Annotated in this window: 22 protein-coding genes and 3 pseudogenes; 9 read left to right on the forward strand and 16 right to left on the reverse strand. The window is 71.6% G+C overall.

All coding sequences use genetic code 11. The annotated features are described in order from the left end of the window. Positions 1–2: 2 nt before the first annotated feature. On the reverse strand, positions 3–1022 hold the full coding sequence (locus tag ACWD0A_RS04290) for an iron ABC transporter substrate-binding protein (RefSeq protein ID WP_451294472.1): 1020 nt from the start codon (positions 1020–1022) through the stop codon (positions 3–5). 278 nt (positions 1023–1300) lie between these two features. Between ACWD0A_RS04290 and ACWD0A_RS04295 the strand changes: the two genes are divergently transcribed. Further along, a complete protein-coding gene (locus ACWD0A_RS04295) occupies positions 1301–3844 on the forward strand; it encodes an AMP-binding protein (protein WP_451294474.1) in 2544 nt (847 codons plus the stop codon). Between the two features lie 144 nt (positions 3845–3988). Here the strand turns inward: ACWD0A_RS04295 and ACWD0A_RS04300 are convergent, their stop codons facing one another. The 4 genes and pseudogenes from ACWD0A_RS04300 to ACWD0A_RS04315 all read right to left on the reverse strand — a co-directional run. Next, the gene (locus tag ACWD0A_RS04300; RefSeq protein WP_451294476.1) at positions 3989–4582 is read right to left on the reverse strand and encodes a DinB family protein; all 594 of its coding nucleotides are present in this window, start codon (positions 4580–4582) and stop codon (positions 3989–3991) included. 66 nt (positions 4583–4648) lie between these two features. After that, positions 4649–5221, reverse strand: a complete 573-nt coding sequence (locus ACWD0A_RS04305; RefSeq protein ID WP_451294478.1) for a dienelactone hydrolase family protein — start codon at positions 5219–5221, stop codon at positions 4649–4651. A gap of 76 nt (positions 5222–5297) precedes the next feature. After that, positions 5298–5552: a WhiB family transcriptional regulator gene (locus ACWD0A_RS04310; protein ID WP_451294480.1), complete on the reverse strand. Its 255-nt coding sequence runs from the start codon at positions 5550–5552 to the stop codon at positions 5298–5300. A gap of 357 nt (positions 5553–5909) precedes the next feature. Further along, positions 5910–6332, reverse strand: a pseudogene (locus ACWD0A_RS04315) (NAD(P)H-binding protein); the annotation flags it as partial. A 137-nt stretch (positions 6333–6469) separates the two neighbouring features. Here ACWD0A_RS04315 and ACWD0A_RS04320 point away from each other — a divergent pair. Further along, positions 6470–7352, forward strand: a pseudogene (locus ACWD0A_RS04320) (sigma factor-like helix-turn-helix DNA-binding protein); the annotation flags it as partial. Positions 7353–7751: 399 nt separating this feature from the next. After that, on the forward strand, positions 7752–11126 hold the full coding sequence (locus tag ACWD0A_RS04325; protein WP_451294593.1) for a pyruvate carboxylase: 3375 nt from the start codon (positions 7752–7754) through the stop codon (positions 11124–11126). A 235-nt stretch (positions 11127–11361) separates the two neighbouring features. Here ACWD0A_RS04325 and ACWD0A_RS04330 read toward each other — a convergent pair whose 3' ends face one another. After that, positions 11362–11643 carry a GlsB/YeaQ/YmgE family stress response membrane protein gene (locus ACWD0A_RS04330; RefSeq protein ID WP_451294482.1) on the reverse strand — a complete coding sequence of 94 codons (282 nt, stop codon included), beginning with the start codon at positions 11641–11643 and terminating at the stop codon, positions 11362–11364. Positions 11644–11965: 322 nt separating this feature from the next. On the opposite strand from ACWD0A_RS04330, the gene ACWD0A_RS04335 reads away from it, so the two are divergent. The 4 genes from ACWD0A_RS04335 (at position 11966) to ACWD0A_RS04350 (ending at position 14845) form a co-directional block, all read left to right on the forward strand. Continuing rightward, positions 11966–12427 (forward strand): hypothetical protein, encoded by a 462-nt coding sequence (locus ACWD0A_RS04335; protein WP_451294484.1) that lies wholly within the window; start codon positions 11966–11968, stop codon positions 12425–12427. 150 nt (positions 12428–12577) lie between these two features. Further along, a complete protein-coding gene (locus ACWD0A_RS04340) occupies positions 12578–12847 on the forward strand; it encodes a hypothetical protein (protein WP_307717230.1) in 270 nt (89 codons plus the stop codon). Positions 12848–12945: 98 nt separating this feature from the next. After that, the gene (locus ACWD0A_RS04345; RefSeq protein ID WP_451294486.1) at positions 12946–13776 is read left to right on the forward strand and encodes a PP2C family protein-serine/threonine phosphatase; all 831 of its coding nucleotides are present in this window, start codon (positions 12946–12948) and stop codon (positions 13774–13776) included. 55 nt (positions 13777–13831) lie between these two features. Further along, positions 13832–14845: an MASE1 domain-containing protein gene (locus ACWD0A_RS04350; RefSeq protein WP_451294488.1), complete on the forward strand. Its 1014-nt coding sequence runs from the start codon at positions 13832–13834 to the stop codon at positions 14843–14845. A gap of 100 nt (positions 14846–14945) precedes the next feature. Here the strand turns inward: ACWD0A_RS04350 and ACWD0A_RS04355 are convergent, their stop codons facing one another. Then, a complete protein-coding gene (locus tag ACWD0A_RS04355) occupies positions 14946–15971 on the reverse strand; it encodes an STAS domain-containing protein (RefSeq protein ID WP_451294490.1) in 1026 nt (341 codons plus the stop codon). A 125-nt stretch (positions 15972–16096) separates the two neighbouring features. Between ACWD0A_RS04355 and ACWD0A_RS04360 the strand changes: the two genes are divergently transcribed. Continuing rightward, on the forward strand, positions 16097–16456 hold the full coding sequence (locus ACWD0A_RS04360) for a helix-turn-helix transcriptional regulator (protein ID WP_451294492.1): 360 nt from the start codon (positions 16097–16099) through the stop codon (positions 16454–16456). Positions 16457–16458: 2 nt separating this feature from the next. Here the strand turns inward: ACWD0A_RS04360 and ACWD0A_RS04365 are convergent, their stop codons facing one another. Then, entirely contained in the window at positions 16459–16788 is a 330-nt protein-coding gene (locus ACWD0A_RS04365; RefSeq protein ID WP_307717235.1) for a DUF427 domain-containing protein, read from the reverse strand. 201 nt (positions 16789–16989) lie between these two features. Between ACWD0A_RS04365 and ACWD0A_RS04370 the strand changes: the two genes are divergently transcribed. Next, positions 16990–17376 carry a hypothetical protein gene (locus ACWD0A_RS04370; RefSeq protein ID WP_451294495.1) on the forward strand — a complete coding sequence of 129 codons (387 nt, stop codon included), beginning with the start codon at positions 16990–16992 and terminating at the stop codon, positions 17374–17376. Between the two features lie 151 nt (positions 17377–17527). Here ACWD0A_RS04370 and ACWD0A_RS04375 read toward each other — a convergent pair whose 3' ends face one another. From ACWD0A_RS04375 to ACWD0A_RS04410, 8 genes and pseudogenes are all read right to left on the reverse strand, one after another. Then, the gene (locus ACWD0A_RS04375) at positions 17528–18853 is read right to left on the reverse strand and encodes a chloride channel protein (RefSeq protein WP_451294497.1); all 1326 of its coding nucleotides are present in this window, start codon (positions 18851–18853) and stop codon (positions 17528–17530) included. Between the two features lie 300 nt (positions 18854–19153). Further along, positions 19154–20977, reverse strand: a complete 1824-nt coding sequence (locus tag ACWD0A_RS04380; RefSeq protein ID WP_451294499.1) for a glycoside hydrolase family 15 protein — start codon at positions 20975–20977, stop codon at positions 19154–19156. Positions 20978–21087: 110 nt separating this feature from the next. Continuing rightward, a complete protein-coding gene (locus ACWD0A_RS04385; protein ID WP_451294501.1) occupies positions 21088–21615 on the reverse strand; it encodes a hypothetical protein in 528 nt (175 codons plus the stop codon). Then, complete coding sequence (locus ACWD0A_RS04390) at positions 21612–21770, reverse strand: hypothetical protein (RefSeq protein ID WP_451294503.1); 159 nt, start codon at positions 21768–21770, stop codon at positions 21612–21614. The genes ACWD0A_RS04385 and ACWD0A_RS04390 overlap by 4 nt, the downstream gene beginning before the upstream one ends. Before the next feature lie 74 nt (positions 21771–21844). Continuing rightward, positions 21845–23486 (reverse strand): annotated as a pseudogene (locus ACWD0A_RS04395) (FAD-dependent oxidoreductase). An 84-nt stretch (positions 23487–23570) separates the two neighbouring features. Then, a complete protein-coding gene (locus ACWD0A_RS04400; protein WP_451294505.1) occupies positions 23571–24623 on the reverse strand; it encodes a LacI family DNA-binding transcriptional regulator in 1053 nt (350 codons plus the stop codon). 171 nt (positions 24624–24794) lie between these two features. Further along, a complete protein-coding gene (locus ACWD0A_RS04405; protein ID WP_451294507.1) occupies positions 24795–25871 on the reverse strand; it encodes a lactonase family protein in 1077 nt (358 codons plus the stop codon). A 159-nt stretch (positions 25872–26030) separates the two neighbouring features. Next, complete coding sequence (locus tag ACWD0A_RS04410) at positions 26031–26609, reverse strand: Dps family protein (RefSeq protein ID WP_451294509.1); 579 nt, start codon at positions 26607–26609, stop codon at positions 26031–26033. Between the last annotated feature and the right edge of the window lie 254 nt (positions 26610–26863).

Consider the following 26863-nt stretch of genomic DNA (forward strand, 5'->3'; position numbering starts at 1 on the left):
ACTCAGACCATCCCGACGTCCTGGAGCATCTTCAGGGTCTCCTGAAGCGAATCCAGCTTGCCGAGGTCGATCTTCGGCGACTCCAGCGACTTCAGGGGAGGCAGGCCCTTCACCGTGCTGGTGACCCCGGCGGCCAGCGGGTACTCCTTGGTCTCCTCGGCGAAGTAGGTCTGCGCCTGCTTCGAGAGGAGGAAGTCCACCGCCTTCTGCGCGACCGGTGCCTGCTTGCTGCCCTTGAGGATGCCGACGCCCGCCGCGTTGACGAGCGCGCCCGGGTCACCGCCCGGCAGGAAGTGGATCTTCGCGCCGACCTTGTCCTCGCCCTTCTCGGCGACCTGCTCGTACCAGTAGTAGTGGTTGACCAGGCCGAGGGAGACCTCACCCTCGCCGACGGCCTCGAGCACCTTGAGGTTGTTCTCGTACACCTTGGCGTCGTTGGCCTTGAGACCCTTGAGCCACGCACGGGTGGCGTCGTCGCCCTCCAGGACGCGCATCCCGGTCACGAAGGACTGGAACGAGGCGTTGGTGGGGACGTATCCGACCTTGCGCTTCCACTCGGGCTTCGTCAGTTCGTGGACGCTGTCCGGGGCCTTGGCCACCTTGCCCGGGTTGTACGCGATGACGCGCACGCGCCCGGACGTGCCCACCCAGTCGCCGTTGCCACCGCGGAACGCCGCCTCGACCCGGTCGAGCGAAGCCTGCGGCAGCTTCTGCAGCCGGCCCTGCGTGGAGAGGGCTCCGAGAGCACCGGCGTCCTGGGAGAAGAACAGACCCGCCTTGGTCTTGTCACCCTCTTCGAGGATCTGCGCCGACAGTTCGGCACTGTCGCCGTAGCGGACGGCGACCGTGGTGCCGATGGCCTTCTCCAGGTCCTCGAGCAGCGGCTTCACGAGCTTCTCGTTGCGACCGGAGTAGATCACGAGCCCGGCGTCGTCTTCGTCGCTGCCGCAGCCCGCGACCAGGGAAGCGAGTACGGCTGCCGCGGCGACCGCGGCGAGACGTCGGACCAAGGGGCGTCGCATGGGATGCCTTCCTGCATGGCTCGCTTCCGCCGCCGCACGTCGCGTCGTCAGGGAGCGAGCGGCGTAGCGGTGCCGCGGAGGAACCTGTGAACGACCTATGAATAAGGTAAAGCTAACCTAAACGTCAAGAGGGGTGCCTGTCTCGTTTCGGACGCGCGTCCTGACGCGATGTCAACTTGCGCGCCCACGGGGGCTGGTGCGTCCCGTGTGGTCCCTGTGGATCACCTGTGATGTTTCTGTGACTGTCCAAGAAGGTAAGGCTTTCCTAAGATGCGCACGTGACAGCCCCTCCCCACCTGCTCCCAGGCACCAGAACCGTCCCCTTCGCCGCCGGCCTCGCGGCGCACGGCGACCGAACCGCGGTCATCACCGCCGACGGCACGGTGTCCTACCGCGAACTCGCGGCCCGGGTGGAGACCACCGCCCGGCGGCTCGGCCCGTCCAGACGCCTGATCCTCCTCGTCGGCGCCAACACCCTCGACGCCCTCGTCGTCCATCTCGCCGCACTGTCGGCCGGACACCCGGTGCTCCTGGTCCCCGGCGACCACACCGCCGCCGTTCAGTCGCTGATCGACGCGTACGACCCCGATGTCGTCGCCCGCCCCGACTCGGGCGAGTGGGTCCTCGACGAGCGGCGCACCCACTCCGCGCACGCCCTGCACCCCGAGCTGGCGCTGCTGCTGAGCACCTCCGGCTCGACCGGATCGCCCAAACTCGTCCGGCTGTCGCACGAGAACATCCAGTCCAACGCCGAGGCCATCGCCGGTTACCTGGGCATCCGGGACACCGATCGCGCGGCGACGACCCTGCCCTTGCACTACTGCTACGGACTCTCCGTCGTCCACAGCCACCTCCTGCGCGGTGCCGGCGTGATCCTGACCGACCTCTCCGTCGCCGACTCCTGCTTCTGGAAGCTGTTCCGCGACGGCCGGGGGTCGACGCTCGCCGGCGTCCCGTACACCTTCGACCTGCTCGACCGTGTCGGCTTCGCCACCATGGAGCTGCCCCACCTCCGCTACGTCACCCAGGCCGGCGGGCGGATGGCGCCCGAGCGGGTCGCGCGCTATGCGGCTCTCGGCCGGGCCGCCGGCTGGGACCTGTTCGTCATGTACGGCCAGACCGAGGCGACCGCCCGCATGGCCTACCTCCCGCCGGAACTCGCCGTCTCACGTCCCGAGGCCGCCGGTGTCCCCATACCCGGGGGCTCCATCCGGCTGGAGCCGCGGCCGGAATGGCCCGAGGCCGACACCGGAGAGCTCGTGTATTCCGGGCCGAACGTCATGCTCGGCTACGCCGAAGGCCCCGAGGACCTCGCACTCGGCCGGACCGTCGACGACCTTCACACCGGTGACATCGCACGGCGGGCGCCCGACGGACTGTACGAACTCGTCGGGCGCCGCAGCCGGTTCGCGAAGATCCTCGGCCTGCGGATCGACCCCCAGCAGGTCGAGACCATGCTCGCGGGGCACGGCGTCACAGCCTGCTGCGCGGGTGACGACGACCGGCTGGTGGTGGCCGTAGTGGGGGAGGGTGCTGTCGACACCGGCCGCGTACGGCGCCTGGTGACCGGCGCCTGCGGCCTTCCGGCCCGAGCCGTACGCGTCGCCGTCCTCGCCGAACTGCCCCGGCTCACCACCGGCAAGATCGACTACCGGACCGTGCGCGAACTGGCCGTGTCGGAGACCGCCGCGCCGGTCCCGCCGACGGACGAGCCCGTCGACCTGTGCCGCCTCTACGCGACGGTCCTCGACCGGGACGACGTCACGGAGGACAGCACCTTCGTCGGCCTGGGCGGCGACTCCCTCTCCTACGTCGAGATGTCGCTCAACCTCGAGGAAGCGCTCGGCCGCCTGCCCGACGACTGGCACATCCTCCCCATCCGCGAACTCCGGCAGCGGCCGGGGCGGGCCGAGAAGACCCCCAGCCGCATGCGCACCCTGGAGACCGGTGTCGCTCTGCGCGCCGTCGCCATCGTGCTCATCGTCGGTTCGCACATCCACCTCTTCATGGTCAAGGGCGGCGCCCATGTGCTGCTGGGTGTGGCCGGGTACAACTTCGCCCGCTTCCACCTCACCGAGGCCCACCGTCGCGAACGCCTGCGGAACACGGCGCGGAGCGTCGCCCGGATCGCCCTCCCGTGCATGGCCTGGCTCGCGCTGGTGGCGCTCCTCACCGGGGACTACGGGCCCGCCAGCGTCCTGCTGCTCACCAGCCTCCTCGGGACGCACGACGGCTTCTGGTTCATCGAGGCCCTGCTCTACACACTGATCGTCGTCGCGGTGGTGCTCGCCCTCCCGCAGGCAGACCGCGCCGAGAGACGGTACCCGTTCGCCGTTCCGATGGCCCTGACGGCACTCGGACTCGTCGGCCGCTACGACCTGTTGGGCCTCGACGCCCGAGGCCACGTCCCCCTGGCGGTCACCGTCTTCTGGCTGTTCGCCATCGGGTGGGCGGCGGCGAAGGCGACCACGGCGTGGCAGCGCCTGCTGGTGACAGCGGCGGTGCTTGCCACAGTTCCCGGCTTCTTCGGGCAGCCCGCCCGCGAGGCGGTCATCATGGCCGGCCTGGTGCTGCTGGTGTGGGTCCGCAAAGTGCCGAGCCCGGCCTCCGTCAACCGTGTCGCGGGTGTCCTGGCGGGCAGTTCGCTCTACATCTACGTGACGCACTGGCAGGTCTTCACACGCCTGGAGGACCAGTTCGCGGTCGTGGCGTTCGCCGCATCACTCCTGTTCGGCATCGCCTACGCGGCGGTGGCAACCCGGCTGATGCGCCGGCGCCTCTCGCTCCGCCTGCGGCGTACGGCCCCGGCCGGCGCGGAGTAGCCGCCGGGGCTCCGATGAGCGGCGAGCGTGAGTTCGCCGTGCCGCGCGCCGCCACAGCACCCCGGCCCCGTCGCGCTTCGCAACCGTAAGCGGCCGGCCGTCGAGGCGTGCAGGCGCGTGGGTCCCGGTCGGTCCGGTCCGGATCTACGCGTCCCGGTCGGCTTCCCGAGCTGCGCGCTCAAGTCGGTCGCGATAGTTCTCCCACCACGCCGAGTCACCCGGCGGCATGCTGTCGTTGCCCTTGTTCATCCCCACGGCGCCATCCAGTTGTTCCCGGATGATGTCGGCGTGCCCGGCGTGCCGGTGAGTGTCAGCGATCACGCGCACCACGGCGTGATGCAACGTCACCTCGTCCCTGCCGCTGGGCCACCACGGCACTCTGCCGATCGTGTCCAGCGCCAGCGCGTCGATCGTCGCGTCCGCGTGCGCCCACGCCCGGCGGTACAGCTCCACTATGTACTCGCGTGACTCTGCGGCGGTGGCCCACATGTCCGCGTTGGGCTCGGCACCGTCTTCGAGCCAGGGCAGCGGCTCGCCGGACGGCCGGCCGAAGGTGTCGCCGAGATAGCCCAGTTCCACGCTGGCCGCGTGTTTCACCATGCCCAGGAGGTTGGTGCCGGTCGGCGTCATGGGGCGGCGGACGTCGTACTCCGAGAGCCCTTCGAGTTTCCACAGCAGGGCGTCGCGGGCGGACTGCAGGTAGAAGCGGAGGTCGCGCTGGGGATCCGATGCGGTCATGGGGCCAGTCTGCCGCTCGCGCGATCTTTGTCCACCGTCTTTTCCCACGGGGGAACTCGCGCCCTCTCATCTCTTGTCGAGGAACGCCAGGGTGCGCTGGAGCAGCAGCGTGGCGGCCTCCGCGTCATAGGAGGACAACGAGCTGTCGGCGAAGTTGTGCTGCTCGCCGGGATAGAGGTGCAGTTCGGCGTCGGGTACCTCGTCGACGAGCGCGCGGGCCGCCTCGGCATCGCCTTCGTCGCGGAAGACCGGATCCGCCTCCATGGCGTGGACACGTGCCGGGACTCCGGCGGGCCAGGGCCCGAAGTACGAGGCCGGAACGCACGCCGAGACGAGCACCGCGCCGCGGGCCCCGGGGCGCGTCTGGGCCAGTTTCTGCGCGGTCACCACACCGAGGGAGAACCCGACGAACACGACGTCCGCCGGCAGTTCCGCGACGGCGCGCGTGCCGCGCGCGAGGATCTCCTCGATGCCGACCTCCGACAGGTGCGCCAGACCGGCGTCCAGGGTGTCGAACGTGTGGCCGTCGTACAGGTCCGGCGCGTACACGGTGTGTCCGGCGCCCCGGAGTTCCTCGGCGAAGCCGATGACCCCTGGGGTCAGGCCCTGGGCGTGGTGAAAGAGGACCACATCCGTCACGTCGCTCTCCCGTCATGGCACCAGCCGCAGCAGTGACCCACGATCTTAGAACACGTGCTCGTACCGCCGGGCCCGTTCACGCCGCGTGCCGGTCGCGACGGCGGGACCGGCGCTTGAGGGAACGGCGCTCGTCCTCGTTCAGCCCGCCCCATACGCCGGACTCCTGGTTGTTCTCCAGGGCCCACTTGAGGCACTGCTCCCGGACCGGGCACCGCGCGCAGACCTGCTTGGCGGCCTCCGCCTGCACGAGGGCCGGTGCGCCGGTACCGATGGGGAAGAACAGGTCGGGATCCTCGTTCCTGCATGCCGCGTACTCACGCCAGTTCAGCACGTGCGTCTCTCCCTTCCGGGATCGGGTGGCGCGGCGCTCCTCGCCGCGCCTCCTGTTGCGGGTGACCGGACAGGTCGGCCGCGAAACACGACGGTGCGATTCGGCGGCCTGGAGGGAGACCCAGCCTCGTCAGCTTGAACTGCCAGCAGCGGAAAGGTACTTCACGCCGAGTCCTACGAGATGTCCGCCGACGGGTGTGGGGCGGCGGCGGTGGGGTAGATGACACCGCGGGGCCCCGCCGCGTTCCCCCGTCGCGGCGGGGCCTTGTGCCGATCACTGTCGTCAGTGTGACCGGGCGGCGCGCGAGAACTCATCGGTGCGGGAGGCACGGGCTGCCGGCGCCGGAGCCGGGCCCGCTCACGACTTTCCGAGCGCTTCCTTGCGTAGGAGGTCGACACAACTCGGGGTGTTCTCGGTGGTGCGTACGTCGATGCACGCGCGTACGTGACCGGCTCCGGCCGCCTGGCGGAGCAGGGCGTCGCCGAGGTCCGCGCGGGAGGTGCAGCGGCCGGGGAGGCGTGCGGTGGAGGTCCGGTAGCGGCTGGCGGTATGGGCGTCGAAGAGGCCGGCGGGGCGGACGACGGTCCATTCGTGGCCGCTGTCGCGCACGATCCGTTCCATGCGCCGCATGTCCTCGTAGACGGTGCGGCCGATGGAGCGCACGACGGGCGGCTCGACGACCTTGCGGAAGAGGAGGCTCTCGCCGGGCGCCTCCGTGTCGAAGAGGACCGTGGAGGTCACGCAGACCAGGCGCCGGACGCCATGCCTGGCCATGGCGTCGGTGGTGGCACGGCCGGGTCGTCACGACGGTCTTGCTGTCAGGAGGGTTCGAGGGGCGGTGGGTGTGACATACCGGGTCCGCGCCGAGAGGCGGACACGATGGGGGCGGATGTCACACTCGGGCCGGTGGGGCGTCCCAGGAGACCTGGCTGTCATGGGCGGGCAGCAGTGGCCGCCGGTCCTCGGCGGCGGAGATCGGGAATCCGCGCGCCTATCTGGTGCGCATCGCGGTGAACCACGCGCTGGCCTGGCGGGCGAGGATCAGCCGTCGGCGCGAGACCTGCATCGGACCGTGGCTGCCCGAACCGCTGATCACCCCCGAAGCCGCAGGCCCGCGCGACGACACCACCGACACGGCCGAGCGGGCGCTGCGCACCGAAGCGGTGTCGATGGCGCTGCTGGTCGTGATGGAGACCCTACAGCCCTCTGGAGCGGGCAGTGTTCGTCCTCCACGAGGCGTTCGGTTTCGCCACACCGAGATCGCGGACATCCTCGGCCGCAGCCCGTCCGCCGTGCGCCGGCTCGCCCACCGGGCCCGTGAACACGCGCAGGCGCGCCGGCCCCCTATCAAGCGCACCGCGCATTCGGCAGCAGGTGCCCGAACGGTTCGTCGCCGCGGCACTGGGCGGCGACGTCGCCACGCTCATGGAGATCCTTGCGCCGGACGTGACCCTGTGGACCGACGGCGGGGGCAACGCGCGCTCGGCGCTCCGCCCCGTCCAGGGCCGCCAGAAGGTCGCGCGCCTGCTGGCGGGCTACGCGTCCCGCCCGCCGCGCGGCCTCGATGTGCGCTATCGCCGCGTCAACGGCGACACGTCAGCGGTGATCTTCGCGGAGGATGCGCCCTACGCGGTGATGGTGATGGACCTGACGCACGAGGGCGACCAGGTCTGCGACGTCTTCCTCGTCACCAACCCGGAGAAGCTCTCCGCCGTCGAGCGGGACGAGGAAGCGGCGCCCGAAGCGTCCCCGCGAGCGAGGGACGAGGACGGGACGGCGGGGCCTTTGGGCGCCGACTGATGCGCGGACCCCGAGGACCGGGCAGTGTCCGAGCGGCGTGGCCGGGCACGGCCGGCGCTCGAGCCGGACTGGGCGGCACGCGTCGGGGCACTCGTCCCGTCACACCGGAACCGGACGGAGTCGACGGCGATGACATCACCGTCGGCCCGCCTGTCGGGCACCGGCAGGACGGAGCACCGTCGTGCTTCGGCCGATGAGCCGATCACGGCCCGAGTGTGATCCGCTCGACGGGCCCCGGCCCTTCAGAAAACCCCCGTCCCACCCGTAGCGTTGCGGCCGGGTCGAGCGCCCGGGCATCCCGCCCGGCGTGGTCCGCGGGAGCGGCCCGGACCCGTGTGGCACGACAGAGGCGTCGCCGACACCATGGTGTTCGTCACCGGCAGGCTGAAGGGATCCGGAATGTTCCGCAAGGTGCTGGTCGCCAACCGTGGGGAGATCGCGATTCGCGCGTTCCGCGCCAGTTACGAACTGGGTGCGCGCACGGTCGCCGTCTTCCCGCACGAGGACCGCAACTCGCTGCACCGGCTCAAGGCCGACGAGGCATACGAGATCGGCGAGCCGGGACACCCGGTGCGGGCCTACCTGTCCGTGGAGGAGATCATCCGGGCAGCACGTCTGGCCGGTGCGGACGCCGTCTACCCGGGGTACGGGTTCCTGTCCGAGAACCCGGAACTGGCCCGTGCCTGCGAGGAGGCGGGCATCACGTTCGTGGGTCCGGACATGCGGACCCTGGAGCTGACCGGGAACAAGGCGCGTGCCGTGGCCGCCGCCCGCGAGGCCGGCGTACCCGTGCTCGGCTCGTCGGAGCCCTCCACCGACGTGGACGAACTGGTCGCGGCCGCCGAGGGCATCGGCTTCCCGGTGTTCGTCAAGGCGGTCGCCGGCGGCGGTGGGCGCGGTATGCGGCGCGTCGAGGACCCCTCGACGCTGCGTGAGTCCATCGAGGCGGCGGCCCGTGAGGCCGCATCCGCGTTCGGCGACCCCACCGTCTTCCTGGAGAAGGCCGTCGTCGAGCCCCGGCACATCGAGGTGCAGATCCTCGCCGACGGGCAGGGCGACGTCATCCACCTCTTCGAGCGCGACTGCTCGGTGCAGCGCCGCCACCAGAAGGTGATCGAACTCGCGCCCGCCCCGAACCTGGACCCGGCACTGCGCGAGCGCATCTGCGACGACGCCGTCAAGTTCGCCCGCCGGATCGGCTACCGCAACGCGGGCACCGTGGAATTCCTCCTCGACCGCGACGGCAACCACGTCTTCATCGAGATGAACCCGCGCATCCAGGTCGAGCACACGGTGACCGAGGAGGTGACCGACGTCGACCTGGTGCAGGCGCAGCTGCGCATCGCCGCCGGCGAGACGCTGGCCGACCTCGGCCTGACGCAGGACGCCGTCGTCCTGCGCGGCGCCGCGCTGCAGTGCCGGATCACCACCGAGGACCCGGCCAACGGCTTCCGCCCGGACACCGGCATGATCAGCGCGTACCGCTCGCCGGGTGGTTCGGGCATCCGCCTCGACGGCGGCACCACACACGCCGGTACGGAGGTCAGCGCCCACTTCGACTCGATGCTGGTCAAGCTGACCTGCCGGGGAAGGGACTTCAGGACCGCGGTCGGCCGTGCCCGGCGCGCGGTGGCCGAGTTCCGCATCAGGGGCGTGTCCACGAACATCCCGTTCCTCCAGGCCGTGCTCGACGACCCGGACTTCCGGGCCGGGCACGTCACGACCTCCTTCATCGAGCAGCGGCCGCACCTGCTCACCGCGCGCCACTCCGCCGACCGCGGCACGAAGCTGCTCACCTACCTCGCCGACGTCACGGTGAACAAGCCCCACGGCCCGCGGCCCGACCTGATCGCGCCGACCACCAAGCTGCCACAGCTGCCCGCCACCGAGCCGCCGGCCGGCTCCCGGCAGCAGCTCACCGCGCTCGGCCCGGAGGGCTTCGCACGCCGGCTGCGCGAGTCGCCGACCATCGGCGTCACCGACACCACCTTCCGGGACGCCCACCAGTCGCTGCTCGCCACCCGGGTCCGGACCAAGGACCTGCTCGCCGTCGCCCCTGTGGTGGCGCGCACCCTGCCGCAGCTGCTGTCCCTGGAGTGCTGGGGCGGCGCCACCTACGACGTCGCCCTGCGCTTCCTCGCGGAGGACCCCTGGGAGCGCCTGGCCGCGCTGCGCGAAGCCGTACCCAACATCTGCCTCCAGATGCTGCTGCGCGGCCGCAACACCGTGGGCTACACCCCGTACCCGACCGAGGTGACGGACGCATTCGTGCAGGAGGCGGCCGCCACCGGAATCGACATCTTCCGCATCTTCGACGCGCTCAACGACGTCGGACAGATGCGGCCCGCCATCGACGCCGTACGCGAGACCGGGTCGGCGGTCGCCGAGGTGGCGCTGTGCTACACCGGCGACCTGTCCGATCCGTCGGAGCGCCTCTACACCCTGGACTACTACCTCCGGCTCGCCGAGGAGATCGTGGCCGCGGGCGCCCACGTCCTGGCCGTCAAGGACATGGCCGGGCTGCTCCGCGCCCCGGCCGCCGCCACGCTGGTGTCCGCGCTGCGCAGGGAGTTCGACCTGCCGGTGCACCTGCACACGCACGACACCGCGGGCGGCCAGCTCGCCACCTATCTCGCGGCGGTCCAGGCCGGTGCGGACGCCGTGGACGGGGCGGTGGCCTCCATGGCGGGCACCACCTCGCAGCCGTCGCTGTCGGCGATCGTCGCCGCGACCGACCACACCGAGCGGCCGACCGGACTCGACCTCCAGGCGGTCGGCGACCTGGAGCCGTACTGGGAGAGCGTCCGCAGGATCTACGCACCGTTCGAGGCCGGTCTCGCCTCGCCGACCGGGCGCGTGTACCACCACGAGATCCCCGGCGGCCAGCTCTCCAACCTCCGCACCCAGGCGATCGCACTCGGCCTCGGCGACCGCTTCGAGGAGGTCGAGGCGATGTACGCCGCCGCGGACAGGATGCTCGGCCGGCTGGTGAAGGTCACCCCGTCCTCGAAGGTGGTCGGCGATCTCGCGCTGCACCTCGTCGGTGCCGCCGTGTCCCCGAAGGACTTCGAGGCGGAGCCCGGCAGGTTCGACATCCCGGACTCGGTCATCGGCTTCCTGCGCGGTGAGTTGGGCAATCCGCCGGGCGGCTGGCCCGAGCCGTTCCGCAGCAAGGCGCTGGCGGGCCGTGCCGAGCCCAAGCCGGTGCGGGAGCTGACCGCGGAAGACCGCACCGGCCTCGAGAAGGACCGGCGGACGACGCTCAACCGACTGCTGTTCCCCGGACCGGCGAAGGAGTTCGAGACACACCGTCAGACCTACGGCGACACCAGCGTGCTCGACAGCAAGGACTTCTTCTACGGGCTGCGCCCCGGGAAGGAGTACGCCGTCGACCTCGGACCGGGCGTGCGGCTGCTCATCGAGCTGGAGGCCATCGGCGAGGCCGACGAGCGGGGCATGCGCACCGTGATGTCCACCCTGAACGGCCAACTGCGGCCGATCCAGGTACGCGACACCGCGGTGGCCGCCGACGTACCGGCGACCGAGAAGGCCGACAGGGGCAACCCGGGGCACGTCGCCGCGCCGTTCGCCGGCGTGGTGACGCTCGCGGTCGCCGAGGGCGACGAGGTGGAAGCCGGTGGGACGGTGGCGACCATCGAGGCGATGAAGATGGAGGCGGCGATCACCGCCCCGAAGGGCGGGAGGGTGACCAGGCTGGCCATCACCCGCATCCAACAGGTGGAGGGCGGCGACCTCCTCGTCGAGATCGCGTGAGCCGTCCATCGGGGCCGACACCGGTACGCGGTCCTTGGGTCCGGCGGGCAACCGGCCGGCCGGCCGGCCGATGAGGCCGCGGACCTGGTGTTCGCCGGGGCCGCCCGCGCCGTGACTCCGTCAGGAGGACGGCGTGGCCCCGGTACGCGCCGCTGGAGCGGTGCGTACCGGGGCGCGGGCGGCAGCCGGGGGAGGACGGCCGCCGACCGGCGTCCTTACGCCTGCGCGGCCGGAGTCACCTCACGTGGCGGCGTGTGCTTCCTGCCAACGCCCGGTCGAGCCCGGCCGCTCCGAGCGCTGCCAGGGCGACCTGGACGAGGCATTCGAGCCAGTCGATCCCTCGGGTGTCGGCGACACCGAGGGCCGACGCCACCAGCGAGCCGACGAGAGCGGCGGCCGTACCGACGACGAGCGTCCACAGGACCCCGATGTGCTGACGGCCGGGCAGAACGAGCCGTCCCAGCAGGCCGATCGTCGTGCCGATGACGAGAGCGGTGAAGAGCCCGGAGATCTCCATGGCAGATGGCCTCCTTCGACGTCGCGGCCTTCGCCTCGGGTACCCGCGCGGGCCGCGGTGATTCGTCGACGGGCAGGCGGGGCCTCGCCGTTCATGGCGGCGAGGCATCGGATGAGGGTCTGTCACCGATGCATGGAGCAGAGATCGCACGGACGTGGGCGTCGGCTTTCCGCCGCCGGATTCGGCCCGCCGCGACGTCACGCATACGTCCGGTTCGTATGGGCAGGCGAACCGGCGTCATGCAGTGCGGAAGAGCGTTCGGCGAGAGATCTTCCCCGGACGCTCGGACCCTGACAGGCAACTGACAGGCAAGGAGAACGTCATGACCGCTGAAGGCAACGGCTCCCGGAACTCCGGTGCCGCGAAAGCCAGGAAGACCACCGGCACCCGGTCCGCCGCCTCCCAGGGGAAGCAGACTGCCGCAAACACCGGCAAGCAGGCCGGGTCCGAGGCGAAGACCGCCGCCGCCGAAGCCGAGTCCGCGGCGCAGGATGCCAGGAAGTCCGCTTCGGCCACCGTGCGAGCGGCAGGCGAAGCCACCAGGCGTGTGGGGCGCGCCGCCGCCGCGGGTCTCCAGACCGGGCAGCAGGCCGTGACCGCCAACGCCGCGCAGGCCGCCACTGCCGCGGGTACCGCCTGGGAGGCCGTCAAGCACAGGAAGGCGATCGCCGCCGGGGCGGCGGCGGGCGTCGCGGGTGTCGCCGGGGCCGCCTTCGCCCTGGGACGATCCACGGCGAAGCCCCCGACCGGCCCGTTGACGCGTCTGGCCCGCGGCCGGATCTGACCGCCGTCGCGCTCGACGAGCCTCCTCGCGTCGGTCCGAGACCGCGGGGGAGCGGACCCCGGGGGAGTGGTGCGGACCCCGCCCACGCCACGCAGCCGTCCCGGCGGCTGGGCGCCTCGCTCTGTCAGTGGCGGCTGAGAAGCTTCCGGCATGGACGAGCAGATCATGCGAGGGCGGGTCTACGGGGCCGACCACGACGATCCCGACGCCGGCAGGCGGCCCGGGCGCGTCTATGCCGACCTGGTCGGCGGTCCGCTGGACGGCCTGTTCCTGGACGTCACCGGATGGACAGCCGAGCGGCTCCGGCAAGGCGCGGCACTGACCACCGAACTCGGCCGCTACGGGCCCGGCGGGCGGGCCCTGTACGGGCCGCGTCCCGGTGATCCCCAGCGGTTCGACTGGGAGGGCGACAGCCCGTGACGGCCTGGGCCGCCGCGGAGCCGCTGCGGCCGCCGAGATCGCCGGTGGGGCTGGGTCTAGGGTGAGGTGAGAAGCCCGCGGGAGCACCCGGAGCTGTGATGCACCGACATCGCCCCGACCCGCCCGAGAGTGCGCAGCAACTCCTGATCACTCTCGGGCAGCTCGTCGATCAGGCCCTGGAATCGATCAAGTTCCAGCGGGCCCGCGTCGAGCTGGCCATGGCTCTGCAGCGCCACATGCTCCCGCCCGGGCTGCCGGAGCTGCCCGGGCTGCACTTCGCCGCCAGATACACGCCGTCACGGGACGGTCTCGACGTGGGAGGCGACTGGTACGACGCCTTCGTGATGAAGGACGGGTCACTGGCGCTCGCGATCGGTGATGTGCAGGGACACGATGTGGAGGCCATCGCCTTCATGGGGCAGGTGCGCACCAGCCTGCGAGCCATCGCCGAGGCGACCAGCGACACCCGCGAGGTGCTGAGCCGCGCCAACGACGTGCTGATCTCGATGGGGTGCGGCCTGTTCGCCACCTGCTGTTTCCTGCGTTTCGACCCGGTCAGCCGTGACCTGACGGTGTCCCGGGCCGGCCACGTCCCGATGGTCTGGGCGACGGCGGGGGGCGAATCCGGCGTAGCCCTCGACCGCGGTGGGCCGCCGCTCGGGATCGTGCCGGGCGAGCGCTATCCGGTGACCCGTCGGCGTCTGACGGAAGCGGGAGTGCTCGTCCTGCTCACCGACGGAGTGGTGGAAGGCCCCGACTACCCGATCGAGGCCGGCTTGGACGAGGTGGCCAAGCTGGTACGCGCCGGGTTCGACGCCGACCCCGAGGTGCTGGCCTCGGCCGTCGTCAAGGTGGCCGACCTGACCGGCCACCGTGACGATGCCGCGGTCCTCGTCGTGCGTTACGACGGCCCGCCGGGGTCCGGCTGACCTCGTCGCACCGCCAGGGGTCGCCGGGGAGCCGGGACGAGCGCAGACTGCTGTCGTGCGCAGTGCGGACATCGGTCGCTACGGGTCTGCTGCTCTGCGGATCCTCGTCGTTGCGGCCGTCTACTACGGGGCCGCGCGGATCGGGCTTATTCAGCAGCTGGTACGCGACCAGGTCACCCCCCTGTGGCCGCCGACCGGCGTCGCGCTGGCCGCGCTGCTCGTCCTGGGGCTGCGTGTCTGGCCGGGCGTCGCCCTCGGTGCGTTCCTGGTGAATGTGTCCCTCGGACCCTCCGTGCCCGCGGTGCTCGCCATCACCGCGGGCAACACCCTGGCGCCGGTCTGCGCCTGTCTGATGCTGCGCAGAGCCCGGTTCCGGGTCGAGCTGGACCGCCTGCGCGACGTACTGGCCCTGGTCTTCCTCGGCGCTCTCGCCGGGATGCTGATCAGTTCGACCATCGGCAGTGGCGCATTGGTCCTCTCCGGGGCGCTGGAGCCGGGCGAGTTCTGGCCGACGTGGTCGGTGTGGTGGACCGGTGACGCGATGGGGGTCCTTGTCGTCGCGCCGTTCCTGCTCGTGCTGCGCGGAGCGCGGTGGCCGCGACGGGCAGGACCCGGCCGATGGGCCGAGGGAGCTGCGCTGGTGGCCGCGACGGTCCTCGTCACGGGCCTGGCCACGCGCACACCGCACTCGACCCTGCTCTTCCTCGTCTTCCCCGTGCTGATCTGGGCGGCCCTCCGCTTCCAGCTGGCCGGCGCCGCACCGTGCGCGCTGGCGGCGTCCACGCTGGCGATTCTGGCCGCGACCGGGGAAAGCGGACCGTTCGCCGATCAGGACCTGTTCTCCAGCATGGTCACGCTCCAGGCGTTCAACGGCACGACGGCGCTCACGGCTCTCCTCCTCGCAGCTGTCATCACCGAACGCAACAGGACATACGAGGAGATCAAACAGGTCTGCACACGGTTCTCCGACATGGTGGCCGAGATGGAGCCGCGCCCCGAGTCGTACGAGTTCCCGACCGAGCCGCGCCCCGGGTCGTACGAGTTCCCGCCCCGCCGACTCCCGCCGTGAGCCGTTCCGGGCCCAGCAGTGAGCCGTTCCCGTCCTTATCAGCGCGGCGCAGCTGATGACCCGGGCGACGACGGGCGTCCGCAGGACCGGCCGTTCGGCGTCACACCGGTGCCCCGGGGGACCCTTCGACGTGAGGCACGGTGACGCTCTGCCGGAGCGCCTCGCGCAGGTCCGCGGAGATCTCGCCCGTCGCGGCCCAGCGGATGACGAGTTCCGCCACATGGGGCACGGATGCGTCCATGCGGCGCGACGCGTCGACGAGGGCGGCCCGTCCGTCGGCCGCGTCCACCTTCGACGTGGCGGCGATGATGCCGCTCGCTTCGGCGATCACGGCGTCGGTACCGACGGCGTCCCTGACCCGGCCGAGGACGGTTGTGGCCTTGCCGTCGCTCCCCGGCGTCTCGTGGGTGCCGTCGGCAGCATCCTGCGCGTGGTCGGCCGGGCCGGGGCGCCCGACGGGCTCCAGACGGCCGGTGACGACGATCCGGCGCTGCCCCGGCTGCTCCTCCACCATGAACCCGGCGTGCGTGAGCGCCGCGGTCACCGCGGTGTGCAGCGCACGGAGTATGCCCTCCAGCCTGGGCGGCCCCTCGCGCCGGTGGCCGCGGACCAACTCGCCACGGGCGCGCAGGTCGAGGGGATCGGCCCAGCTCACGACGACACCGTCCGGGCCCGGCCGTACGGTGAGGCCCGAGATGTCCGTCCGGTCGGGCGCGCAGATGTCGAACCCCTCGGCGGCCAGGGCACCGCACACCGCGGCCAGCAGGTCGTCGGGGCCGCCGTCGGCCTCGTCCTTCGGAGCGCATTGTTCCAACAGGTCCGTAGCGCCCCGCAGCTCCAGCTGGCCGGCGACCGGCGGCGACACCGCGACCACGGCGAGCGTCCGTCCGGCGTCACGAGCGCGCAGGAAAGCCTCCCTGAGCACGCGCACCGTGGAGGCGTCGCAGGAGGAGACGCCGCTGAGATCGACGTCGAGGCCGGAGCCGGCGTCCAGCGCGGCGGTCAGCGTCTCGCGGAACGTGTCGGCGGCTTCGGAGCCGACCTCGCCCGTGACGGTGGCGAGGGAGCGGCCTCGTCCGCTACCGGTCACCGTCACCGCGAAGCGGGAACTGTCACGAGTGGTCATGCGCAGTTCCTCTCCGGGCGGAGCACCTGCCCTCCCATGCTCGGACGCGCCCGTACGGCCGTCAAGACACCTGAAACGTATTTCCGGTTTTTGGATGCCTGTATGGAAGGTCGTACGATCGATGTATGGAGATGTCCGGCCCCTCGCGCAGTACCTGGACTTTCGTCACCAATCACACCCGTGTCCTCACGGCGATCGCCCGCAACCCCTGGATTCGCATCCGCGACCTGGCGTCGGCGCTCGACCTCACCGAACGGACCGTGCAGGCGCTGCTCACCGACCTCGAGCAGGCCGGTTACCTGACCCGCACGCGCGAGGGCAGACGGAACAGGTACCAGATCGACACCGGAGGAAAGTTCCGCCATCCCGCGGAGGGCGACCGGCCGATCGCCCCACTCCTGGAGCTGCTGACGGACGCCCCCGGTCCCTTGCCCCACCGCACCGGCGACGACGAGCCGGGCGAGCGGGACCGGAGTGCCGACTGACGTCAGCCGGTCACGATCTCGGTGTCGTAGAAGCAGAAGTGCCCCTTGATCGAGGCGACATCGGGCTTGGGGTCGAGGTACGCCCAGACGAGATCGGCCGCGCCCGGCCGCGACCAGTAGGAGGCGTCCCCCTTGTACGGGCAGTGGGTGCGCGAGTCCGACGGCGTCAGCAGTTCGGTGTTCACGTCGTCGGGCGGCAGGTAGTAGCGCACCGGCAGGCCGGTCTCGTGAAGGAGCAGCGGGCGGCGGCTCTCGGCCAGGACCGTACCGTCGTGAACCACACGGACATGCTGCGTGCCCTGCTCGATCGTGATGCGATGACCCGGCGACATGTGCTCTCCTTCGTCTGCGCGGTACCGAACGGCGGTGCTGGGGAAGGCTTTCGGAAGTTCCAACCTCGCTGAGGCCGCAGGTGTTCCCGGGCGGGTGCCGATTGCGGCGGCAGACCGCCGGACCCAGCCTGAGCAGGTGAGGATCATGCCTGCCTCGGCGCATGTTTCGCCAGGTCCGATGCGCCGCGAGGAGTCGCGGCCGTGACGACGCCGACCGCCGGGTTGCTGCGGCAGCGGTGGGTGTGGTGGCTGCCGGTCGTCGCCGTCGTGGCCGATCTTCTCGTGGATCCCCCGCCCGTCGTCGTCGGCCCGGACGGCGCCAGGCGGCTCACCACCGCCCCCGCGCTGCCGCTCGGCCTGGGCACGATGGTGCCCGGCGGGGTGGCGACCGCGACGACGACCAGGCGGCGCTCGCGCTCACGCTCGCGGGCGGCAGGCCGGACGGAGCGGGGCAGGACCGGTGGGGTCCGTGACGTGGGCTCCGTCGTGGCCGGCGAGGACGTGGCCCGCTCAGAGGACCGCGATGCCCAAGGGGCGTTCGCCCGTCGGCAGGCGGCGGGTGGCGCCCGTGCAGGTCCACGACCGTGATGCGTGCGGCAGGCAGCCTGGAGCTCCGGTGTCCAACGGGCCCACGCACACGGCGCGGTGGAGCACTTCGACCTGCCTCGCCAGGGTGCGCCGCAGCGCGCCAAGCCAGGCATGGCACAGCTTCTCGCCGGACTCGTCACACCGAAGGCCGCTACAGGCGTCGGCCCGCCGGACGGCGCTGCACCAACTGCGCGGTGACGAAGGCGACAACGGCCGCGGTGACGACGAGCGGCATCTGGTGGTGCGCGTCCTGGCCGAGAAGCAGCACGGCCAGCACCGCACTGGTCAACGGCAGACCGGTCACCGCGGCGGCCGCGGCGGCCATGCCGAGCGCGAGCCCCGGCGTCGTACCGAGTCCTGGAAGTCCCGCGCAGGCGATGCCCGTCGCCGCGCCGATGAGCACGGCCGGGAAGATGGGGCCGCCGCGCAGGGCGCCGAGGCAGATGGCCCACGCCAGCCCCTTGCAGGCGATCAGGGCGAGCAGGGCGGCGACCGACCAGGACTGGGGCCGGGCTGCGAGCTCGCCGAGGACGGCCTGGCCGGACAGGGCGGCCTCTGCCGGGGAGCGGCCTGTCAGCAGGGCGTAGGCGGTGAGGCAGACGCCCACGGCCACCGCGGCGGCCATCGTGCGCAGCGCGGTGTGCTGACGCATCGCGGCCTGTGTCCGGCGGCCGATCGCACGGCCCGCCGCGACGACGAGCGCGATCAGCGCGGCGGCGGGGATGCCCCACAGGAAGTCACCTGCGTCGGGGGTGACGTTCGGGGGCACTTCGGGCAGGGTGAGTGCCCCGGTGGGCAGGCCGGTCCAGTGACCGAAGCCGGTGAAGACCACGGCTCCGGTGGCACTGGCCAACAGACAGGGCAGCAACAGGGCCACGAGCTGTACTCCGGCGGGTCCGGCGCCTTCGACGACCATCACGGCGGCCACCACCGGCCCGCCGAAGATGGTGGAGATGGCCGTCGTGGACCCGGCGGTCGCCAGGAGAGCGGTGGATCTCGCGTCAGCGGTTCGGTGCAACGCGCGCACGGCGAGGAGGGCCAGGCCGCTGCCGACCGCCATCAGCGGAGCCTCGGGGCCGAGGACGACGCCGAGCGGCAGAGCGGCCAGCGCGACGACAGCCACGCCGGGAAGCGCTTTCGGGCCGATCGGCGGACCGCCCAGCCCGTCGACCGGGACATGGCCGCCGTGGCCCGGCAGCCGGGTGACGACCGGAGCGAGGACCAGTCCGGCCAGCAGCAGTGCGGGCAGAGGCCACCACCAGGGGGCGCGGTCGTAGCCGGCGGCGTGGGGGAGGGAATGCCACACCCACTCCTCGAGGGCGTGCTGGAGGCTGACGAAGAAGTACGACGCAAGGGCGATGGGCACGCCGAGCACGAGACAGAGAAGCAGCAGGCGCCGGTAGTCGGGGCTGAGCAGGATCTGGCGCAGGGTGGGCGTGCCGCCGGCTGCGGACTCCACGTGGGGGGAGGCGGTCATGCCCAGGCAGCTTGCGGTCCTCCCGCTCGGCGAAGCGGCAACGCATCCAGGCGCGTCCCGAACACCAGCCGTCCGGCGTACGGACGAGACGGTGGAATCCCCGCCGTCGGTCCGACCGCACTGCCGGAGCCCGGCGGGTGGGACGAGTGCAAGGCACCACCGGCCGTGGGGCCCGTCGCGGCCTCACCGTCGCCGACGACGCACACCACGAGCCGGTCGGGGAGCGAGGGCCGCACCGCACGCAGTGGCGAGCGCGGCGCCGCAGGAGTCGGGCCCTGCCCCGTCGGGCGACCAGCCGGATCACGTCTCGGCACGGTCCAGCTCCTCGTCGAGGGCCAATGCCGCGTTGATGAGCGCGAGGTGGGTGAAGGCCTGGGGGAAGTTGCCCAGTTGCTCGCCGGTCGGGCCTATCTCCTCGGCGAAGAGGCCGACGTGGTTGGCGTAGGTGAGCATCTTGTCGAAGGCGTAGCGGGCCACTCCCAGGCGACCGGCGCGGGCCAGAGCTTCCACGTACAGAAAACTGCACAGGGAGAAGGTCCCTTCGCTGCCGCGCAGTCCGTCGGGTGAGGCGGCCGGGTCGTAGCGGTGGACGAGGCTGTCCGAGACCAGTTCACGCTCCATGGCGTCCAGGGTCGACAGCCAGCGGTGGTCCTTCGGGGAGAGAAAGCCGACGCAGGGCATCAACAGCAGTGCGGCGTCGAGGACTTCTGCTCCGTAGTGCTGGACGAACGCACCGCGACGCGTGCTGTAGCCCCGGTCCATCACCTGCTCGAAGATCGCATCGCGCGCGGCGGTCCAGCCGGCGACATCGGCCGGCCGTGCCACCTGCGCTGCGAGGCGGATACCACGGTCGAAGGCCACCCAGCACATCACACGGCTCAAGGTGAAGTCCTTGCGGCCGCCGCGGGTTTCCCAGATGCCCTCGTCGGGACGGTCCCAGGTGTGCGCCAGCCAGTCGAGCAGCGCGCGCAGGTGCTGCCAGCCGTCGTACCCGGCCATCTGAGCGACGTCGGGCGCATGGGTGAGAGCGAAGACCACTTCGCCGTAGATGTCGAGCTGCAGCTGGCCGGCCGCACCGTTGCCGATCCGGACCGGCGCCGAGCCACCGTAACCTTCCAGATGGCCGAGGACCTCCTCGGCGAGGTGCGGGTCGCCGTCCACCCGGTACATGACCTGGAGCGGCTCACCGGTTACGGTCGGGCCCGCCGGTATCCGGGCGCCGAGCCAGCGCCGGAAGGCATCCGCCTCTGCCTCGAACCCGAGGTCCAGCAGAGCCTTCACCGACAGCGCCGCGTCACGCACCCAGGTGTACCGGTAGTCCCAGTTGCGTTCGCCGCCCAGCTGCTCCGGCAGGCCCGCGGTGACCGCCGCGACGGGCGCGCCCGTGGGTGCGTACGTCATCAGCTTGAGTGTGATCGCGGAGCGGTTGACCGACTGCTGCCAGCGGCCCCGGTACCGGCTGCGGTGAAGCCAGCGGTGCCAGTAGTCGTAGGTGGAGCGGAACTCCCGCTGGATGCCTCCCTCGGTGAGTGGCGCGAGCGGCCCGGGAGGGCCGTCGCACACCGTGAGGACGGCGGCGGCCCGCTCGTCCTGCCGCAGGACCACGTCCGCCCGCACGTCCTGCCCGTCACGCTCGAGCGTCATCGGCCCGTCGACCTGGAGGCAGGCGGTCTGGTCGGGGCCCCGGAAATACGCCACCCCCTGCTCCAGCACCAGGTCGTGTCCGGCGCGCCCGTAGTCGAACCGGGGCCTGCACGCCAGCCGGAAGCCGACCGTGCCACGGGTCACGCGCATGACGCGGACGATGCGGTGCCGGTCCGCCGGGGCCTCGGCCTCACCCAGCGGCATGAAGTCGATGACCTCCCCGACTCCGTCGGCGGTCATGAACCGTGTGACCAGGATTGCTGTGTCCGCCAGGTACAGCTGCCGTGTGGTGGCACCGGACGTCTGCGCGGTGATCGCGAAGTGACCGCCGCGGTCATGGTCGAGCAGCCCCGCGAACATGCTCGGTGAGTCGAATCGTGGAGTGCAGAACCAGTCGAGCACCCCCTCGGAGGTCACGAGTGCGGCCGTGCGCAGGTCCCCGATGAGCCCGTGATCCGCGACAGGCGGCCGACGAAGCATGGCGGTCCCTTCACGACGTCACCCGTTTCCTACGGTACGTCGGGACGTTTCGTCAGGCATGCGGGCGTCATCGGGGGCGTTGCGACGCGGGCCGCGACGCATGCGGTGGTTCAGCCGAAGCCGACCGTCAGGTGGAGCGTGCCGTCATGCGGGATGCGCAGCAGATGGGCGCGCCGCGCGCCGCCGCGCAAGTACGTCGTCGGCATCGCGGTGAGGCTCGCGGTGCGCACGGCAGCCCACCGGATCTGGACCGTGGTGCGGCCCCGGCGCAGTGTGAGGTCGTCCGCGATGGCCGTCGTGGCGGAGCCGTAGGACGCCGAGGTGCCGTCGGTGAAGGTCACCCGATCGGCCGGGTGCACCACGAGCGGGATCAGCTCGGTCGCCGCCGAGCCTGTGGTCACGACACGGCGCACCGTCTGCCGGGTGACGGTGACCTCGGTGGTGATCGCCGAGTCGGGCGTGCGGTACCGGACCCCGAACCGCGCGTCGGACGAAGGGCCTTCGCCGGTCCACGGCCGCGCGTGTGCTCCGGCGACGTACTCGGCCGCCAGCCGTCCTTGCGCGCCGGCGCGCCCCCGGTGGGGGCAGGGGCGGGCCGGGAGGGTGGCGCGGGGGGCCTTGCGAACGAGGAGACTCACGACCCGGTCCGCAGGATCGGCTGGATGGAGGTGCACAGGTCACGCAGGACCTTGCGGGTGTCGGCCTTCGGCTTCCAGGCGGCGTCGAGGCCGGCCCGCGTCTGCTCCGAGAGCTGGGCGTACCCCGTGTGCCCAGGGCGCACGGTGCCGGACATCAGCGAGTCGACGATGACCTCCTGGAGCTGGTCCTTGCTGAGCAGCGGGTTCGTCTCGGCGAGGGCTTCGGCCGTCAGCAGCGAGGCGCGCGGCGGCGGGAAGAACCGGGCGAGTTCCGCGGCGTTCTCCGTGTTGGTGGAGTACAGGAAGAACTCCTTGGCCAGGTCCAGGTTCCTGCCCGGCGAAGACCCCGAGACCCGCCCTTGCACACGGAGCGCGGGGAGGTTCCGCGCTCCAGGCAGAAGGCGGCCAGTGCGCCGGCCACCTCGCCGACGTTCCACTCGACGGGGTGCAGGCGATAGCAGCCGTTGGTGATGTGCGTGGTGCCGATGTTCTTGCCCGCGGGGAGCAGGTTCTCCATCCGCTCGGGCAGCAGCGCCCCTAGCGGGATCTGGATCGGGCAGGACGCCACGTCCAGGTAGTGGTCGCCGCCGGTGGAGGGGTGCAGATCGATGCGGTACATGCCGATGCCCACCGAGTCCGGGTACTCCACCGCACCGGCGTCGCCCCGCACCGCGAGGGACAGGTCCTGTTCCACGACGGTGCGTTCGGCGCGGATGCGCCGCGACTCGCGGATGTACGGTGCCTGCGCCAGACCGTCCGCCCGAGCCCATGACGTCACCGCGCAGCCGCAGCCCGGGGTAGCCGGTGCCGCCGTCGGACCGCGGGGCCTCCGTCTGCAGCCAGTACAGGAAGGAGTAGGACAACTCACGGGCGGCGGCGAGGTGTTCGGCGGCGTCGGGCACGTCGAAGACCGGGCCGGGCAGGTAGTCGATCATCGGCCAGTTGACCAGCGTGATGTCGCTCTCGTAGGCGCCGTCGGTGAAGTTGCGCCGTGCCGCGATGCGCCGGAAGGTCCACAGGTTGCTGTCCCCGGGGCTGAGGCGCTGGTCCGCGACGACGGCCAGCGGGTCGTCGTCCGGGTTCGGTGTGAACTCGCGCTCGACGATCTCCTTCGTTCTCGGATGAGGAGCGCTCAGCGAGAACAGGGAACCACCCCGGAAGTCCGGCTGGTACGTGCGCCAGAAGCCGTACCGGGCCGGCTTGTCGATGGTGTGATCACCGTCCACGTGGTCCAGCGCGAAACACACCGACGCGGCCTGCATGTTCAGCGGCTGCGCCACGTCCGGGGCACTGGGCTCGCCGGTCTCGGACTGCGCCTCGAACCCGGTGACGTACTCGGTACCCGTCAGTGGCAGCAACTCGCCCGTCTCGGTGGCGTCGAGGACGTACGGCGCGGTGACCGTGATCTCGCCGTCCCCGTCCCGGTGGGCCACCGTCACGGCGCTGACCCGGTCGCCGTCGGTCTCGGCGGACACCGGGCGGTACGGCTGCAGCACACGCAGCCGTCCGCTGCCCCGGTACGGCGCGAGCATCGCCTCCAGGACCGCCACGGCCACTCGCGGCTCGTGACAGAGCCGACTGACGTGCCCGGCACCGGGGTTGAGCTGACGCCACGCCCGGGAGCGTTCGGTGAGCGGGAAGTGGCGGCGGTAGTAGTCGCGTATCCCCTCCCGCAGGGCCCGGTAGCTCGCGGTCGCGCCGAACTGCTCCACCCAGCTGTTCTCGTCCGGGGGCACGGCCTGGCTTGTGAGCTGGCCGCCCAGCCAGTCGAGCTCCTCGGTCAGCACCACCTTCCGGCCGGCGCGGAGCGCGGCCAGCGCCGCTGCCACTCCGCCGAGCCCTCCGCCGATGACGAGGACTTCCGCCTCCATGCATGCTCCTTCCACCGTTGTGTCCCCTCGCCTGTCGCGCCGGATGTCCCACGGCTCGGTTGATCGGCCCGTCCCAGGGCCCGTTCACGGGGTGCGGGGCGGCGCCAGGGTGGCGCCGGTCACGAGTTCGCAGGGGAGGAGCCGTTGTGGCGTGTCCTCCGCCCCTTCGAGGAGTTCGGTCAGCAGCGCGACGGCCTGTCGGCCCATTTCCTCCCGCGGGATGCGGAATCCCGTGAAGTCGACGTCCGTCGGTACCGGAGTCGTCGGATCTCCCAGCGTCACGACCGACAGGTCGGCGGGCACCGTCAGGCCGCGGCGCTGTGCGGCCGCGACCAGTCCCACGGCGGTGGCGAAGTGCTCGACCAGGACCACCGTGGCCTCGGCGGCGAGCAGCGCCGCCAGCAACTCGTCGGGTTCGCGCCCGGGGGACAGCACGTCGAACGCGACGACGACACCGTCCTTTTGCACCGCCTCGGTGGCCCGCAGGAAGCCGCGCCGCCGGTCCGCGGAGGACTCCACGTCGGCCGGCAGCCCCAGGTACGCCACGCGCCGGTGCCCGTGGGTCACTGCCAGCCGCACCAACTCGCCGACGCCGCTGGCGTAGTCGGCTCCCACGTACGGCACCGGACCACCGGCGTCGTCGCGCCGGCCGACCGTCACGAACGGGTAGGCGTCGGCGACCATCCGCGTGAGGTCGTCGCGGTCGAGCGACCGGCCGAGCAGCAGGCAGCCGTCCGCGACGCGGAGCCGGTTGTCGCCGCCGAAGATGCGCCGCCGCCCACCGGTCACCGACGCGCTCGTGAGCAGGAGCAGATCACAGCCGACCCGCTCGGCGGCCTCCTCGATGCCGACCAGGAACGGGTGGTAGAAATCGCTGGTGTCGTTGGGGAACACCGCTTCGTAGGTGAAGACACCGAGGATCCGGTTGTGCTTCGCGGCCAGCCGCCTGGCCACCGGGTCGGGCGCGTAGCCGTACTCCTGGATCACCCGCAGCACGCGCTCACGGGTCTCCTGCGGAATGCGAATGTCCGCGTCGGCACGGCCGTTGAGCACCAGGGAGACGGTCGGCTGACTGACCCCGGCCAGGCGGGCGATGTCCCGCTGCGTTATCCGCCGCGCTGGGCGACCAGTCGTCACGTACGCCTCCGATAATGCGGATTATCTCTCCGTCGGAGTTCAGTGTTAGGGCTGTGTTTCGGACACGTCAACCCTTGTGGCGCTTGATAATTCGAATTATCAACGCACGTTGCGAACTTGCCCACTTGGGAGCCGGGCGTGAAGCTGCCGCAGCGGCAGCGCCCCTGCAGGTCAGGAGAAGACCACGCAGGCGGCGGCCGGCACCGACACCGCGCCGGCACGGCGCAGTTGCCCGCTCTGCGAGTCCACGTCGAACCAGGTGACGTCCCCGGACCACTCGTTGGCGACGTAGAGCCGGCGTCCCGTGGGGTCGGCCACGAGGTCGCGCGGCCAGCTGCCGCCGCTCTCCACGCAGTCCGTGATCCGTGGTTTGTCGGCTCCATCGGCCAGGGAGACGGTGACAAGTGTGTTGCTGCCGCGCACCGCCGCCCAGAGGAAGCGCTCGTCGGACGCGACACAGACGACCGAGGGATACGCGCGCACCCCGTCCGGAAGGTCGTCCGAGAGGATGGGCACCTCGGAGAGCGGTTCGAGGCGGCCGGACGCGGGGTCCCAGCGGCAGACGGTCAGCTGCGGTTCCAGTTCGTGCAGTACGTAGACCGTCTCGCCGTCCGGGTGGAACGCGAGATGACGGGGTCCGGACCCGGCGCGCAACGCGGTCTCGTCATGGCCCCGCAGCTCCCCGGTGGCGTGGTCCGGCGCCCAGACCCGTACCGAATCGGTGCCCAGGTCGACGCTGAGCACCCAGTGGCCGCTGGGGTCGGGCAGTACCTGATGGGCGTGCGGTCCTGCCTGCCTCTCGGGATCGGGGCCGCAGCCGTGGTGCGCGAAGACGGAGGCCGGTCCCGACAGGCTGCCGTCGGAGGCCACCGGCAGGCTGCTGACGTTGCCCGAGGTGTAGTTGGCGGTCAGCAGGCGGTTCCCGGTCACACTGAGGTGAGTGGGACCGGAGGCGCCCACCTCGACCACCGGGCCGAGCGCGGTCAGACCCTCGGGGCCGGGCCGGAAGGCACCCACCGCACCTTGTTCCGCCTCGCTCACCGCGTAGAGCACTCCGCCGTCAGGGGCGAGGGTGAGCCACGACGGGTTGACGAACGGCGCGATCGCCGAGTGCGGCGTCAGCGCTCCGGTCGCCGGATCCACGGCTGCGACGGTGATGCCATCGCCGCCGCCCGAGGTGAACGAGCCGATGTACGCGCGGTGTTCGCCGCTTCGGTCCGCCCGGTTGCTCTGCTGCCTGCCGCTCACAAGGTGCCCTCTGTTCTCGAATCCGCCGGGATGGCCCATGATCGGCCGGTGACCGCCGTCACCGCGCCGTTGCGCCACCGCACGCCCGGGCCGCGAGCTACACGGTGCCGGTCGTCCGCCTTCCTGCGCAGCCGCCTGCCAGGTTCGCGGACTCGTCCGTCAGGGCTGGTTCTGCGCCTGAGCGGCGGCCGCGCTCGCCGCGTCCTTCTCGGTGGCCGCGCCGGCGGTGCTGAGCTTGCCGCCGCTGGATTCGAGGTGGGCACGGACGAACCACTGGAACAGTTCGAGACTCCGCAGTTGCTCGATGAGCATGTCCTGCGTGACGGGGTCGGTCTCCTCGGTGGCTCGCATGGCCTCGCGGTGGTCCTCGATCACGGAGGTGTAGACGAGGTCGAGAGCACCCAGGTGCTCGATGGCCTCGGCCCGGCCGATGGAGTAGTCGTCCCAGCCGCGGTCGGCGACCAGGGCACCGGGTGTTCCCTTCGGCTCGCCGCCCAGGGTGGAGATGCGCTCGGCCAGGTCGTCCGTCATGGCGCGGACCTGCTCCACCTGCGGGTCCAGCATCTCGTGTACGGCGATGAAGTGCGGCCCCACCACGTTCCAGTGGATGTGTTTGAGCGTCAGGGCGACATCGTTCAGCGAGTGCAGGCGCATCTGCAGCAGCCCGATGATGTCGCTGCTGGTCTCACGGCTGATGCCGGGGACGGTGTACGACGGCTCGGAAGGCTGTGACGGCATGGTGTGCTCCCTGTCGGCGGCTTGCTCGGGCCTTCAGGCAAACACCCGAGCCGTCGCTTGCCCGGTCAGGGCAGGGCAGTGGCGTCGTTTTTCACCGGTCCGGTCGCACCGATGGCCACGGCGGTGGCCCGGGCCTCGGGAGGGCGCGGCGTGCTCCGGGGAGCTGTGGCGCCAACGGGAGTTCGCCCCGGACGTGGTCCAGGGGCTGCCGGCGGGCGGATCCGGGAGCGTCCAGGCCGGCCGGGGCGGGCCGG

The organism is Streptomyces sp. NPDC002867 (assembly GCF_053591895.1).